This window comes from Gracilibacillus sp. D59, from assembly GCF_052246695.1.
GTDB lineage: Bacteria > Bacillota > Bacilli > Bacillales > Amphibacillaceae > Gracilibacillus.
Genome location: NZ_JBQQCK010000016.1, coordinates 21,943 through 35,463, shown reverse-complemented (window position 1 = coordinate 35,463; position 13,521 = coordinate 21,943). Strand labels below are relative to the sequence as shown.

At 38.1% G+C, this 13,521-nt stretch carries 18 protein-coding genes; 17 read left to right on the top strand and 1 reads right to left on the bottom strand.

The genetic code is table 11. The annotated features are described in order from the left end of the window. Nucleotides 1-5: 5 nt before the first annotated feature. The 17 genes from rplO (at nucleotide 6) to rpsI (ending at nucleotide 11,916) form a co-directional block, all read left to right on the top strand. On the top strand, nucleotides 6-443 hold the full coding sequence (gene rplO, locus ACTWP4_RS20190; protein WP_443130595.1) for a 50S ribosomal protein L15: 438 nt from the start codon (nucleotides 6-8) through the stop codon (nucleotides 441-443). Then, nucleotides 443-1,738, top strand: a complete 1,296-nt coding sequence (gene secY / locus ACTWP4_RS20185; protein WP_443130594.1) for a preprotein translocase subunit SecY — start codon at nucleotides 443-445, stop codon at nucleotides 1,736-1,738. Before rplO ends, secY begins: the two co-directional genes overlap by 1 nt. A gap of 43 nt (nucleotides 1,739-1,781) precedes the next feature. Then, complete coding sequence (locus ACTWP4_RS20180; protein ID WP_443130593.1) at nucleotides 1,782-2,432, top strand: adenylate kinase; 651 nt, start codon at nucleotides 1,782-1,784, stop codon at nucleotides 2,430-2,432. Nucleotides 2,433-2,513: 81 nt separating this feature from the next. Further along, nucleotides 2,514-2,849 carry a KOW domain-containing RNA-binding protein gene (locus tag ACTWP4_RS20175; protein ID WP_443130592.1) on the top strand — a complete coding sequence of 112 codons (336 nt, stop codon included), beginning with the start codon at nucleotides 2,514-2,516 and terminating at the stop codon, nucleotides 2,847-2,849. After that, nucleotides 2,827-3,045: a translation initiation factor IF-1 gene (infA, locus tag ACTWP4_RS20170; RefSeq protein ID WP_018934234.1), complete on the top strand. Its 219-nt coding sequence runs from the start codon at nucleotides 2,827-2,829 to the stop codon at nucleotides 3,043-3,045. The genes ACTWP4_RS20175 and infA overlap by 23 nt, the downstream gene beginning before the upstream one ends. 30 nt (nucleotides 3,046-3,075) lie before the next feature. After that, the gene (gene rpmJ / locus ACTWP4_RS20165) at nucleotides 3,076-3,189 is read left to right on the top strand and encodes a 50S ribosomal protein L36 (RefSeq protein ID WP_003156543.1); all 114 of its coding nucleotides are present in this window, start codon (nucleotides 3,076-3,078) and stop codon (nucleotides 3,187-3,189) included. Nucleotides 3,190-3,206: 17 nt separating this feature from the next. Next, a complete protein-coding gene (gene rpsM, locus ACTWP4_RS20160; RefSeq protein WP_443130591.1) occupies nucleotides 3,207-3,572 on the top strand; it encodes a 30S ribosomal protein S13 in 366 nt (121 codons plus the stop codon). 24 nt (nucleotides 3,573-3,596) lie between these two features. Then, complete coding sequence (gene rpsK, locus ACTWP4_RS20155) at nucleotides 3,597-3,986, top strand: 30S ribosomal protein S11 (protein WP_100362604.1); 390 nt, start codon at nucleotides 3,597-3,599, stop codon at nucleotides 3,984-3,986. Between the two features lie 205 nt (nucleotides 3,987-4,191). After that, on the top strand, nucleotides 4,192-5,136 hold the full coding sequence (locus ACTWP4_RS20150) for a DNA-directed RNA polymerase subunit alpha (RefSeq protein WP_443130590.1): 945 nt from the start codon (nucleotides 4,192-4,194) through the stop codon (nucleotides 5,134-5,136). Nucleotides 5,137-5,180: 44 nt separating this feature from the next. After that, complete coding sequence (rplQ, locus tag ACTWP4_RS20145) at nucleotides 5,181-5,534, top strand: 50S ribosomal protein L17 (RefSeq protein ID WP_443130589.1); 354 nt, start codon at nucleotides 5,181-5,183, stop codon at nucleotides 5,532-5,534. Nucleotides 5,535-5,922: 388 nt separating this feature from the next. Beyond that, complete coding sequence (locus tag ACTWP4_RS20140; protein ID WP_443130588.1) at nucleotides 5,923-7,356, top strand: vWA domain-containing protein; 1,434 nt, start codon at nucleotides 5,923-5,925, stop codon at nucleotides 7,354-7,356. A gap of 227 nt (nucleotides 7,357-7,583) precedes the next feature. Beyond that, the gene (locus tag ACTWP4_RS20135; protein ID WP_443130587.1) at nucleotides 7,584-8,417 is read left to right on the top strand and encodes an energy-coupling factor transporter ATPase; all 834 of its coding nucleotides are present in this window, start codon (nucleotides 7,584-7,586) and stop codon (nucleotides 8,415-8,417) included. Then, complete coding sequence (locus tag ACTWP4_RS20130) at nucleotides 8,393-9,262, top strand: energy-coupling factor ABC transporter ATP-binding protein (RefSeq protein ID WP_443130586.1); 870 nt, start codon at nucleotides 8,393-8,395, stop codon at nucleotides 9,260-9,262. The genes ACTWP4_RS20135 and ACTWP4_RS20130 overlap by 25 nt, the downstream gene beginning before the upstream one ends. Further along, nucleotides 9,259-10,056, top strand: a complete 798-nt coding sequence (locus ACTWP4_RS20125) for an energy-coupling factor transporter transmembrane component T family protein (RefSeq protein WP_443130585.1) — start codon at nucleotides 9,259-9,261, stop codon at nucleotides 10,054-10,056. Before ACTWP4_RS20130 ends, ACTWP4_RS20125 begins: the two co-directional genes overlap by 4 nt. A gap of 12 nt (nucleotides 10,057-10,068) precedes the next feature. Continuing rightward, entirely contained in the window at nucleotides 10,069-10,818 is a 750-nt protein-coding gene (gene truA / locus ACTWP4_RS20120) for a tRNA pseudouridine(38-40) synthase TruA (protein WP_443130584.1), read from the top strand. A gap of 248 nt (nucleotides 10,819-11,066) precedes the next feature. Further along, nucleotides 11,067-11,504 carry a 50S ribosomal protein L13 gene (gene rplM / locus ACTWP4_RS20115; protein ID WP_443130583.1) on the top strand — a complete coding sequence of 146 codons (438 nt, stop codon included), beginning with the start codon at nucleotides 11,067-11,069 and terminating at the stop codon, nucleotides 11,502-11,504. 19 nt (nucleotides 11,505-11,523) lie between these two features. Continuing rightward, complete coding sequence (rpsI, locus tag ACTWP4_RS20110; protein ID WP_443130582.1) at nucleotides 11,524-11,916, top strand: 30S ribosomal protein S9; 393 nt, start codon at nucleotides 11,524-11,526, stop codon at nucleotides 11,914-11,916. Between the two features lie 726 nt (nucleotides 11,917-12,642). Here the strand turns inward: rpsI and ACTWP4_RS20105 are convergent. Next, entirely contained in the window at nucleotides 12,643-13,131 is a 489-nt protein-coding gene (locus ACTWP4_RS20105; RefSeq protein WP_443130581.1) for a CotY/CotZ family spore coat protein, read from the bottom strand. Nucleotides 13,132-13,521 lie beyond the last annotated feature (390 nt).

The following is a 13,521-nucleotide window of genomic DNA, read 5'->3' as shown; positions in this document are numbered from 1 at the left end:
CTCGCATGAAACTTCATGAATTAAAACCATCACAAGCGAAGAAAGAACGTAACCGCGTTGGTCGTGGTATGTCATCAGGTAATGGTAAAACATCTGGACGTGGCCATAAAGGTCAAAAAGCACGTTCTGGTGGAGGTGTACGTCCAGGATTTGAAGGTGGACAAATGCCACTTTTCCAACGTTTACCAAAGCGTGGTTTTACAAACATTAACCGTAAAGATTTCGCAATTGTTAACCTTGAAACATTGAATAGTTTTGACGAAGGTACTGAAGTGACACCTGAGCTTTTACTTGAGACAGGTACCATTAGCAAAGTCAAATCAGGCGTTAAGATTCTTGGAAACGGCAAGTTAGAAAAGAAATTAACCGTAAAAGCTCATAAGTTTTCTGCTTCAGCTAAAAATGAAATTGAAGCAGCGGGCGGTCAAACTGAGGTGATTTAATGTTTCGTACAATCTCCAATTTTGTGCGTGTGGCTGATATTAGACAAAAGATTATTTTTACACTTCTCATGTTAGTAGTATTTCGTATCGGAACGTTTATTCCAGTTCCATTCACAGATCGAACTGCTATTGACTTTATGAATGAACAAAATGTATTTGGTTTACTTAATACATTTGGTGGTGGAGCATTAAAAAACTTCTCCATCTTCGCGATGGGGATTATGCCTTACATCACGGCATCAATCATTATGCAATTGTTGCAAATGGATGTCGTTCAGAAATTCTCCGAATGGAAAAAGCAAGGTGAAATGGGACGTAAAAAGTTAGCACAGGTTACACGTTATGCAACAATCGGGTTAGCATTTGTTCAGGCTTGTGCAATGTCAGTAGGTTTTAATGCTATGTCAGAAGGGTTGTTAATTAGCGACCCTGGTGTAGGCAAATTTCTAGTAATCGCCATTGTATTAACAAGTGGTACTGCGTTTTTAATGTGGTTAGGGGAACAAATTACTGCAAATGGTGTAGGTAATGGTATCTCCATCCTTATTTTTGCCGGTATCGCAGCAGCCATTCCAAATGGCATTAATCAAATTTACGCACAATACTTTGGATCTGGTGTAGAAGATGATCTATTCCTAAATATCGTAATTGTTCTGTTAATTGTATTGCTCGTACTTGCAGTAACAGTAGGTGTTATCTTTATCCAACAAGCTTTACGTAAAATTCCAGTACAATATGCGAAGCGCTTAGTGAATCGTTCACCAGTAGGAGGACACTCTACACATTTACCGTTAAAAGTGAATGCTGCTGGGGTAATTCCAGTCATTTTTGCGATTTCATTTATCATTGCACCACGTACGATAGCAGGCTTCTTTGAAAATAATGAAATTGCGATGACAATCGCCAATGTATTCGATTATTCAAACGTATCTGGTATGATTATTTACGTTGTACTAATCATCGCATTTACGTATTTCTATACATTTGTTCAAGTTAACCCAGAACAAATGGCTGATAACTTGAAGAAGCAAGGTGGCTATATTCCTGGTATACGTCCAGGTAAAACAACGGAGACTTATTTAACACGTGTTATGTATCGACTAACATTTGTTGGATCATTATTCTTAGCTGCGGTAGCTGTCTTACCGTTAATTTTGGGTGATGTGGCAGGTTTACCACAATCCGTCCAAATTGGTGGAACAGGACTTCTAATTGTTGTTGGTGTAGCATTACAAACAATGAAACAACTAGAAGGGCAGCTAGTAAAACGTAACTATAAAGGCTTTATTAAGTAAAGTTTTTATAGATCGGATCAGACAGAGAGCGAGGGGAAAATCGTTGAATCTAATCCTTATGGGACTACCTGGTGCTGGAAAAGGTACACAGGCAGAGAAAATTGTAGAAAAATATGACATCCCTCATATTTCAACTGGAGATATGTTTCGGTTAGCTATTAAAGAAGGAACAGAGCTTGGACAAAAAGCAAAGAGCTACATGGATGAAGGTGCTCTTGTTCCAGACGAAGTAACAATTGGTATCGTAAAAGAAAGATTAAGTAAAAATGACTGTCAAAAAGGTTTCTTGTTAGATGGTTTCCCACGTACTTTAGCACAAGCTGAAGCGTTAGATGATCTACTCTCTAGCATGAATCGTTCGATTGATTATGTTTTACACGTAGATGTTGATAAGGATGAATTAGTAGAACGTCTTACAGGACGACGCATTTGTCCGGAATGTGGCACTGCTTATCATGTACTATTCAATCCTCCTAAGGTTGAAGGGATATGTGACAAAGATGGTGCAACACTTATTCAACGTGAAGATGATCAACCTAGTACAGTAAAAAATCGTTTAGAGGTTAATCTTGAACAAACACAACCAATGTTAGACTTTTATTCTAATAAAGGTGACTTAGTGACAATTAATGGCTCTCAAGAAATTGACACAGTATTTAACGATATTGATGAGAAATTAAAAACAATTTCTTAATTAAAATATCATCAAAGTTGGTATAATGTTACTAACAACGAAAATAGGTATAACGTAAAACCTAAATGAAGGTGATGATGGTTGAGCGAATCGGAGAGTTGTCCGGAATTAGGTCAGATTGTTCAAATCCTACAAGGGCGCGAAGCAGGTCAGTTTGCAATTGTAATTGGAAAAGTAGACAGTCGTTTTGTGTTGTTGGCGGATGGAGATAAGCGCAAATATGATCGACCAAAGAAGAAAAATCTTCAACATATTGCGTTTACAAGCTTTATATCTCCTGAAGTTCAAAGAAGCCTTCTCGAAACAGGGCGCGTAACCAATGGGAAGTTGCGTTATGCTATTAATAAATTTGTCGAAGAATTTCAGACAGATTTGAAGAAGGGAGATCAACTCGATGGCGAAAGACGATGCAATTGAAGTCGAAGGTACTGTAATTGATACATTACCGAATGCAATGTTTAAAGTAGAATTAGAGAATGGCCACACCGTATTGGCGCATGTTTCTGGTAAAATTAGAATGCACTTCATTCGTATTTTACCTGGTGACAAAGTAACGGTTGAGCTTTCTCCATATGATTTAACAAGAGGTCGTATTACGTACCGTTATAAATAAAATGCTCCGACACAAGAGGAGGTATGGAAGATGAAGGTAAGACCATCTGTAAAACCAATCTGTGAAAAATGCAAGGTTATTCGTCGTAAAGGAAAAGTAATGGTAATTTGCGAAAACCCTAAGCATAAACAAAAACAAGGATAAGGAGGTGTAATCAGTCTATGGCACGTATTGCTGGTGTAGATGTTCCGCGTGATAAACGCGTAGTGATTGCTTTAACCTATATTTACGGTATTGGAAAAACAACTGCTAAGAAAGTATTGGAAGAAGCTGGTGTTAATGAGAACACTCGTGTTCGCGATTTAACAGAAGAAGAATTAGGACAAATCCGTCAAAAAATTGACAGCTATTCTGTAGAAGGTGATCTTCGTCGTGAAGTATCCTTAAACATTAAACGTCTAATTGAAATTGGTTCCTATCGTGGTGTACGTCATCGCCGTGGTTTACCTGTTCGAGGACAAAAAACGAAAAACAACTCACGTACTCGTAAAGGCCCAAGAAAAACGATGGCTAACAAAAAGAAATAAGATAAAAAGGAGGTTTGCTTACTTATGGCTCGTAAAACTAATACACGTAAACGTCGAGTGAAAAAGAATATAGACACGGGTATTGCACATATTCGTTCTACATTCAATAACACTATCGTAACGATTACTGATGTCCAAGGAAATGCGGTTAGCTGGAGCAGTGCAGGAGCGTTAGGTTTTAGAGGTTCTCGTAAATCTACTCCTTTCGCAGCGCAAATGGCTGCTGAAGCTGCAGCAAAAGGGGCTCAGGATCATGGTGTGAAATCTTTAGAGGTTACAGTGAAAGGACCTGGTGCTGGACGTGAAGCAGCAATCCGTTCACTTCAAGCAGCAGGTATTGAAGTAACTGCCATTCGTGATGTAACACCAGTTCCTCACAATGGTTGTCGCCCGCCAAAACGTCGTCGAGTATAATCACAGTATATTATTTGTTAATCTGTCTATAATGGTTTATGATAGCTTAATAAAGTTTTTTAAATGTTTATTAATGACACCATTGCTTTCGACAGACACAAAATCACAATTGCATAGTGCAGAAACGGGAACTGCCTACCTGGGGAATTTCGGTTAGACCCTTAGTCTAACCGGGGTTTCGACGTTTTAGAGGAGGGTTTAATAGATGATCGAAATTGAAAAGCCAAAAATAGAAACAGTAGAAATCAGTGATGATGCTACTTATGGGAAATTCGTTGTAGAACCACTAGAACGTGGATATGGTACTACACTTGGTAACTCCTTGCGTCGTATCCTATTATCTTCACTTCCTGGCGCTGCTGTTACATCTGTTCAAATAGATGGAGCATTACATGAGTTTTCGACGGTTGAAGGTATTGCCGAAGATGTGACAACTATTATCTTAAACTTAAAGAAACTTGCTCTTAAAATCTATTCAGATGAAGAAAAAACCCTAGAAGTAGATGTGCAGGGAGAAGGGGAAGTTACGGCTGCAGATATCATTTTTGATAGTGATGTCGAAATTTTAAATCCGGATCTTCGTATTGCTACAGTTGGTAGTAATGGCCATTTAAAAATGAAAATTTCAGCACAAAGTGGCCGAGGATACCGTCCAGCTGACTCTAATAACCATGAGGATCGTCCGATTGGTGTTATTCCGGTGGATTCTATCTTTACTCCAGTGTCAAAAGTAACCTATCAAGTAGAAAATACCCGTGTTGGTGAAGACGCCAATTATGATAAGCTTACTTTTGATGTATTAACAGATGGAAGTATTCGTCCTGAAGAAGCAGTTTCTCTAGGAGCTAAAATCTTCACGGAGCATATGAATATTTTTGTTGGTTTAACAGACGAAGCGAAAAATGCTGAAATTATGATCGAAAAAGAAGAAGATCAAAAAGAAAAAGTTCTTGAAATGACGATCGAAGAACTTGATCTATCTGTTAGGTCTTATAACTGCTTGAAGCGAGCAGGAATTAATACCGTACAGGAATTAGCTCATAAATCAGAAGAAGATATGATGAAGGTTCGAAACTTAGGTCGTAAATCACTAGAAGAAGTGAAACATAAATTAGAAGATCTAGGTCTAGGGCTACGAAACGAAGATTAATCACGACACCTTTTAGAGATTTCGGAACGAAGGAGGGATATTCCATGGCTAGAAAACTAGGACGTACAACGGATCAACGTATGGCTTTGCTTCGCGGTTTAGCAACTGATCTTATCATTCATGAACGTTTGGAAACAACTGAAGCAAAGGCTAAAGAACTACGCTCAGTTGTTGATAAAATGGTTACACTTGGTAAGCGCGGTGATCTTCATGCTCGTCGTCAAGCTGCATCATACTTATACAATGCAGAAGCGAACGAAAATGAAGATGCTGTTCAGAAACTTTTCAGTGACATTGCAAGCCGTTATGAAGATCGCCAAGGTGGATATACACGAGTGCTTAAATTAGGACCTCGTCGCGGTGATGGGGCTGAAATGGCAGTCATTGAGTTAGTATAATTAAATACTAAACAAAGCAAGGGGCAGGAGCAAATCTCTTTAAGAGGTGCATCCAAGCCCTTTTTTGTTTTGTGAAAAAATATGTTCTCGTACTATTAAAACAATAAACTGGAATACATAAACTGAGAAGTAAACGTGAACATAGTTTTGCTTTCTTCCAATCTTTTTGTAGAGAGTGTTAAGTCACCGCTACGGTAGAATACTACGCTTATTTTAGGGGTTCTGTTTATGATAAGAAAAGAACGCATGGAACTGTGTTCTTATGTTAATAATTTTTGTTCATTTCTTTAGTTAGTTTTCTGTTACTATTTACTCATTTTGGCTAGAGGTGGAACATTTTAGCTTATTCAAACGTTATAGTTTTATAAAGGATTAAGGAAGTGAGTAGATGAAAAAGTATATGATGCTTCTACTCGTTGTTATTACAATGGGATGTAGTAACGAAGAAGCTAAGCAATCAGAAATAGTAGAAGACGAACCTAAAGAGGAACAAGTAAATGTAAATAAAGACGAGCAAAAATCGGAATCAAATGATGAGGTATATCCCGGCCTATCGGAAATATCTATTGCAAGTGATCCAGAGGTGATCAAGCAGTTATCGGCAGGGGTATTAACAGATGACCTCAGTTATGAAGAAGAAACAGAAGGTGTATTATGGGGGATTGACGATTTAGACCAAGCCTTTCTAGACGAATATAAGGAAGCAATTCAGTCCACTGTTACAGCGTCAGATAATCCAGAAACACTTTTAAAGGCGTTGATTTATTATGCGGGATCCCCGTATCACAGTCAATTATTAGCTGATTTAGAAGGCTATCAACCCAATTATCAGGAGCCATTACTTCCTCGACCAGAAAAATCAAAAGATAAGGGCAACGAAGCAAGTGATTATGCTTATATTCTGTTAGACGCCAGTTCTAGTATGTTATTAGAATCTGATGGTGATTCTAGACAACGAATGGCTATTGCCAAAGAAGCTGTCGAAAGCTTTGCCAAAACAATTGGTGAATCTAGCAAAGTATCTTTGGTAGCTTTTGGTCATAAGGGGGACCAAAGTGAAGCAGGCAAAGAAAAATCCTGTTCAGGTATAGAAGAGGTTTACCCTTTAGGAAAATATGAAGGCGAAAAGTTCCATCAGGCGGTTTCGTCCATTGAAGCAAAAGGCTGGACTCCATTGGCAGCTGGAATAGAGAAAGTAATGGAGTTAAGCAAGGAACAAGAAGGGAACGTTACCGTTTATATTGTTAGTGATGGGGTAGAAACATGTGACGGAGAACCGGTTAAGGCTGCCAAGAGCTTTGTCGAAAATAGCAATGGTGTGCGTACTGTTAATATTATCGGTTTTCAGGTCGATCGAGAAGCTGAAGAACAGTTGACAGCAGTAGCTGATGCAGGGAATGGCGAGTATTACGCAGCAGATAATAGTGAGGAGCTAAAATCCACGATCGAGTATGAATGGCTACCTTCGCTGATAGAGTTAGCCTGGGCGCCGGTAAACTTAGCACCAGTTGGTTGGGAGATCACACGGAAATTAGAAGAAGTAAATAATATAAGCAATGACTGGTCAGCTGTTATCTCAAGAGAAGATCATCGTTTCCGATCTATTGTTAGCTTGCTAGAAAATGAAGAATGGTTATCAGAAGAAAAAGTGAACCAGTTGAATGAAATGTTAGACGAACGTAAACAGATGCTTGAAGATCTAAATGAAACATTACGAGATGAGAAGAGAACACTAGTAGATAACGAAGCAAAAAAAATTAGAAAAGAAGTAGATGAATGGGTAGAGGAAATGCGCCAATTAAAAGAACAAACCTCCTCATAATAAAAAACTGGAAAGGGGTTGGCATGAGTCGGCTCCTTTTTTACGTGTTGGAATAGACTTGCTTTTATCGATGAGTCTAGGAATATGCCTGTAACTAAGTGAATATTTCTACTAACTATAAAAATCTTATCTAACCAGATTAGATGAGTTAGCTAAAGGGTCTATTATGATACAATAGAAGTTGATGAGTATTACCCGGGAAATAATGATTTTAAGGAGAAGCAATGATGCCTGCAATAGAATTTCGTGATGTATATTTTCGATATAATGAAGATGCCCCATGGGTATTAAAAAAGTTCAACTTAAAATTGGAAGTAAATGAGACTGTTGCTATTATTGGTCATAATGGTTCTGGTAAATCGACAATAGCTAAATTAGCAAATGGTTTGCTAGTTCCACAAGCTGGAGAAATTTTGGTCAATGATAGAAAACTGACGACTACAAATGTTTGGGAAATACGACAAAAAATCGGGATGGTGTTTCAAAATCCTGAAAACCAATTTGTTGGAACAACGGTGAGAGACGATGTAGCTTTTGGCTTAGAAAACCGTGGTATACCTCGCAAGGAAATGATCGAGCGAATTCATACTGCTTTAACCCAAGTCGGAATGGAGAATTATCAAAACCATGAACCACACAACCTTTCGGGTGGGCAGAAACAACGGGTTGCGATTGCAAGTGTTATGGCGACATATCCGGAAATCCTTTTATTAGATGAAGCGACTTCTATGTTAGATCCAAGAGGCAGGAAGGAAATTCTTTCAACCATTCATGACCTGAAAGGAAAATTAGAGATTACCATGGTAATGATAACCCATGATTTACACGAGATTACGTTAGCTGATCGTGTTATTGTAATGAATGAAGGTCAGATTTATAAAGATACTACAGCAGACCAATTATACAATGATCACCAAGGGTTGCAGTCCATTGGTTTATCATTACCATTAACTGTTGAGCTTGCAGTCGAATTAGAGCAATATGACTATCAGTTTGCAACATATCCATTAGATAATGAGGAGTTTTTGGAAGCATTATGGACATTCAATTTGAAAAAGTGAGCTATACCTATCAAGTGAATACACCTTTTTCCTATCAGGCGCTTAAAGATATTAACCTCGATATTAAAACCGGTGAGTATGTAGCAATTGTCGGCCATACAGGTTCTGGAAAATCAACACTCCTGCAGCATATCAATGGATTGCTTCTCCCTACTGAAGGCCAAGTACAAGTAGGAGATTTCTATCTCTCAAGAGAAAACAAAAGGCAAGATTTGAAAAAGTTGCGCGAAAAAGTAGGCGTTGTTTTCCAATATCCAGAACATCAATTGTTTGAGGAGACGGTTGAACGGGACATAAGCTTTGGCTTGAAGAATTTTCAAGTACCAGAAGATGAAATACAATCAAGAGTCATCAGTGCTTTGGAAAAAGTCCATCTCTCGCAAGATATTTTAGAAAAGTCTCCTTTTGAATTAAGCGGAGGACAGATGCGAAGGGTTGCGATTGCTGGTGTGCTTGCGATGAATCCGGAAGTATTAATATTAGATGAGCCAACAGCAGGACTTGATCCTAAAGGACAACAAGATATCATGAATATGTTTTATCATTTACATAAAACGAAACATATGACAACGATTTTAGTAACACATCAGATGAACCAGGCTCTGAAGTATGCAGATCATATCTTTGTGCTTGCAGATGGCAGTGTTCATATGGAAGGAACTCCTGAGCAAATTTTTTCGCAAGCGAATGTATTAAAAAAAGCAAATCTTGATATGCCAGATATCCTTTCATTGATCAATCGTTTCAATCAAAAGTTTGATACCGATATTACGTATAAACGTCAAGAACCAGCTGTATTAGCAAAAGAAATAGCGGAAAAATTAAGGGAGAACAAGCGGTTATGAAGTCATTCATGATAATAGGGCAATTTGTACCAGGTAATTCAGTGATTCATCGCTTAGATCCCAGAACAAAATTGATGGTTATTTTTACATTTGTGATGATTGTATTCTTTGCAAACAATAGTGTGAGCTATGGCTGGTTAACTTTTTTTGCACTTATATTAGTATTATTAACAAAGATGCGTATCGGTTATATTTTAAAAGGGATTACACCTGTTTGGTTTTTGATTATATTTACCTTTATCCTTCACCTCATGATTACGAAGGAAGGACCTGTTATAATAGAAATAGGTGGATTTTCAATACATGAGGGTGGAATTCAACAAGGGTTGACGATCTCATTGCGTTTTTTCTTGCTCGTGTTAGTGACTTCTCTGTTAACCTTAACGACTTCCCCGATGGAAATCACGGATGCGATTGAAGAGCTGCTGGCGCCATTAAAGAAGATGAAGGTACCTGTCCATGAATTAGCACTCATGATGTCGATCTCACTCCGTTTTATTCCGACATTGCTGGATGAAACAGAAAAAATCTCCAAAGCACAAGCATCACGAGGTGTTGACTTACGGACGGGATCAATCAAAGATCGTATATATGCCATTGTTCCGTTACTAGTCCCATTATTTATTAGTGCTTTTAAACGTGCTGAGGAGTTAGCGATGGCGATGGAAGCAAGAGGATACCGTGGAAGTGAAGGACGAACGAAATTAAGACAATTACAGTTTAAGAAGTTAGATTACATGGCGATGACAATCTATTTATTAATCATACTTATCTTTTTCAGTTTACGACAGTAAGGGGCAAGTAAAATGAGATTAAAAGCAATCATACGATATGATGGTACGTTTTTTGCTGGCTATCAAGTTCAGCCAAAGGGCCGGACAATACAAGGAGTAATCGAAAAAGTTTTGACGAAAATGCATAAAGGCAATCATGTGCGCGTCACGGCCTCGGGCAGAACTGATCAGGGGGTGCATGCGGTAGGTCAGGTGATTCATTTTGATTCGGAATTAGAGATTCCACTTGAAAACTGGTTACGGGCATTAAATACAATGCTCCCGGATGATGTAGAAGTTATGTCGATTACAGATGTTCCAGCTGACTTTCATGCTCGGTATGACGTCAGTGAGAAAGAATATCGTTATTATATTTTGAATGCTAAGGAAAAGGATTTGTTCCGTCGATATTATACCCATTTTGTGCAAGAGGATTTGGATCTTGTGGCCATGCACAAAGCAAGTCAATTTTTTCTTGGCAGCCATGACTTTTCTTCCTTCTGTGCAGCAAACAGCAATGTTAAAGGAGATAAGACACGCACAATTACGGATATTGCTATCGAGCAAGAGGGGAAAGACATTATCGTTCGTGTAAAAGGTACTGGCTTTTTATATAATATGGTACGGATTATTGTTGGTACATTGATTGATATAGGCTTAGGTAACAGAGAACCAGAGGAAATCACACAGATCATAGCTGCCCAAGATCGATCAAAAGCAGGCAAAACCGCCCCTCCACAAGGATTATACTTATGGGAAGTTACTTATAATAAAAAAAGTTGATAAAAACAACGAATCCTTGCGTGCAATCTATTGACATTTAGGGTTGTATATTATATTATGGTCTATGGCATTTTATTTTCTAAACCACGAATAGCCCCGGAAAGTTACTCGTGTTAGAATATAAATTCGGACATAGAAAAACGTAAGCGCCCGTTAGAAACGAAGGCTTTATGGTACTAGTTTTTTGGGCGCTCAGAGCCAGACAAAATGAAAATTTTTTAGAATGATTGATTTAGGAGGTAACGATCATGCGCACAACTTTCATGGCAAATGAAAATAATATTGAACGCAAATGGTTTGTTGTCGACGCAGAAGGTCAAACGTTAGGTCGTTTAGCAAGTGAAGTTGCTGCAGTCCTTCGCGGTAAGCATAAACCAACATATACACCGCATGTTGACACTGGTGATCATGTGATCATTATCAACGCGGAAAAAATTGAACTTACAGGTAAAAAACTTAGCGATAAGTTATATCACCGTCACTCTAATCACCCAGGTGGTTTAAAATCACGTACTGCTGGTGAAATGCGTGAAAAATATCCTGAACAAATGTTAGAACTAACAATTAAAGGGATGCTACCTAAAGGTAAATTAGGACGCCAAATGGGTAAAAAACTACATGTTTATCGTGGAGCAGAACATAAACATGAAGCACAACAACCAGAAGTTTACGAACTTCGCGGATAATTAAAAGGAGGTTAACATAGTGGCACAAGTACAATACTACGGTACCGGACGCCGTAAAACTTCAACTGCACGTGTACGTTTAGTTCCAGGTACTGGACGTATCGTTGTAAATAGTCGTGATGCGGAAGATTACTTCCCATATGAAACTCTTCGTACAATCATTAAGCAACCATTAGCAGCTACTGAAACTGAAGGTAGCTATGATGTATTAGTAAACGTTGATGGTGGAGGATACACTGGTCAAGCTGGTGCAATCCGTCACGGCGTTGCTCGTGCATTATTAGAAGCTGATCCAGAATACCGCACAACACTTAAACGTGCTGGATTCTTAACTCGTGACGCGCGTGCTAAAGAACGTAAGAAATACGGTCTTAAAAAAGCTCGTCGTGCACCACAGTTCTCAAAGCGTTAATATATCAACGATTAAAGCACCTTTACCGTTTTGGTTTAGGTGCTTTTCCTATGCTTGAAATTCGTTTGTGACTATATTTTGACTACTTCATCTTATTCAACTGCCCGAATGAATTTTTATGGAGGAAGGGACGATTTAGACCCTTTAGACTCATACATTAATACTAGTAATGCGGGTATTAATTTATTCATTATTTAGGCACATCCGATGGATCAGTTAAATTAATGTTTGATTTAGATGTTACTTCGGTTGGGCTTTATGTACGATTTTCTACAGATAAAGTATTATTACCAACAACCACCGAATTTGAAGACAGAGGCAACCTGTTTGCTTCCTCATAATGATTACTTATCACACTAGTATTTTTGAAGTGCTTTAGTGGTTGTAGATTAAACGAAGGTCCGTTGTAATGTGATCACCTAAAAAAGCTCTGTGCTCAGGTTTAAAAATGATGTTGATGACTACGAAACTAGTCCAATCTTCTCCTTTCTTCAATACGTAAAATAAATATGAAGGGAGGGGAATGTTATTTCTTCCTTTAAAAAGAAACACAGGCATTCATGTGGTTGTCACAAGAAGAAAGAGCATTGTCATCAAAAATGCGGAAAAAGGCATAAAAAGAGACTTTGTCATCAATGCAATAATTATCTCTAGTTTTAAAAGCACCGGCGTGGAAAACCGGTGCTTTTAAATTCTTAGTTTTTATTGCATGAAGAGTAAAAAACATTAAAGTACAGAAACAGCAGGTAAGCAAGTAATAGCACAGAAGCAATTTAAGTCTACTGTAATACAGATACCAGTACGTTCTAAATCATTAACTTGCTCGTTGTCCAATTGCTCACAAGGATCACCACAAGTTGTGTCATCGTTGTTAAATACTAAAAGTTCTAATACTGCACAGCAGTCATCATCCACTTCAGTTACACGGAAAATAAAGCTGTTAAAGCAATCGAATCGAGCTGGCCCACCATTAGCATTAACTTCGGCTCCGAATCCTTTGAACGGTTTACCTTTTTTATTATATAAAATAAATGGTACTGTATCTAAGCCGTTACCTCCTACAGGTGATACTAAATTTTGGATAGAACGTGAACAGCTTACATCACATAGTTGGTCTGCAACGTTATCTTGTGCATCCGCAATCGCGCGGACAACATCGCAGACACATCCATTTTCATTACTGACTACACCGCCTACATCATTATTGCAATCCATTTTTTTTCCCATACATACACTCCTATTCAGAAAAAATTCGATAACAATAACAATTTATGTATAGATTGGATATTGGTATAGATGTAAGCCTTGTTTCTTATAAATTTAATAACAGAAATTCCAACAAAATTCCTGCAAAATATCATAATTTCAAAATACATTCCCCCTCTCATTGTGTTCAGTCCTTACCATGTCGTTAATCCCATTAGCTGCAGTTTCTGTAATATCAGCACCAAAAGTATTTGCTGCAGAATCCATACAATCTGAAATGATGCCCGCATTGATCTTAAATGTACTGGTAGATGCCATGAAAGGTGTTTTATGATGTTTGAAATCCTTGATTTCACAAGACACCACAATTCTCAAAACGTTAGGAAATCTTATATACCA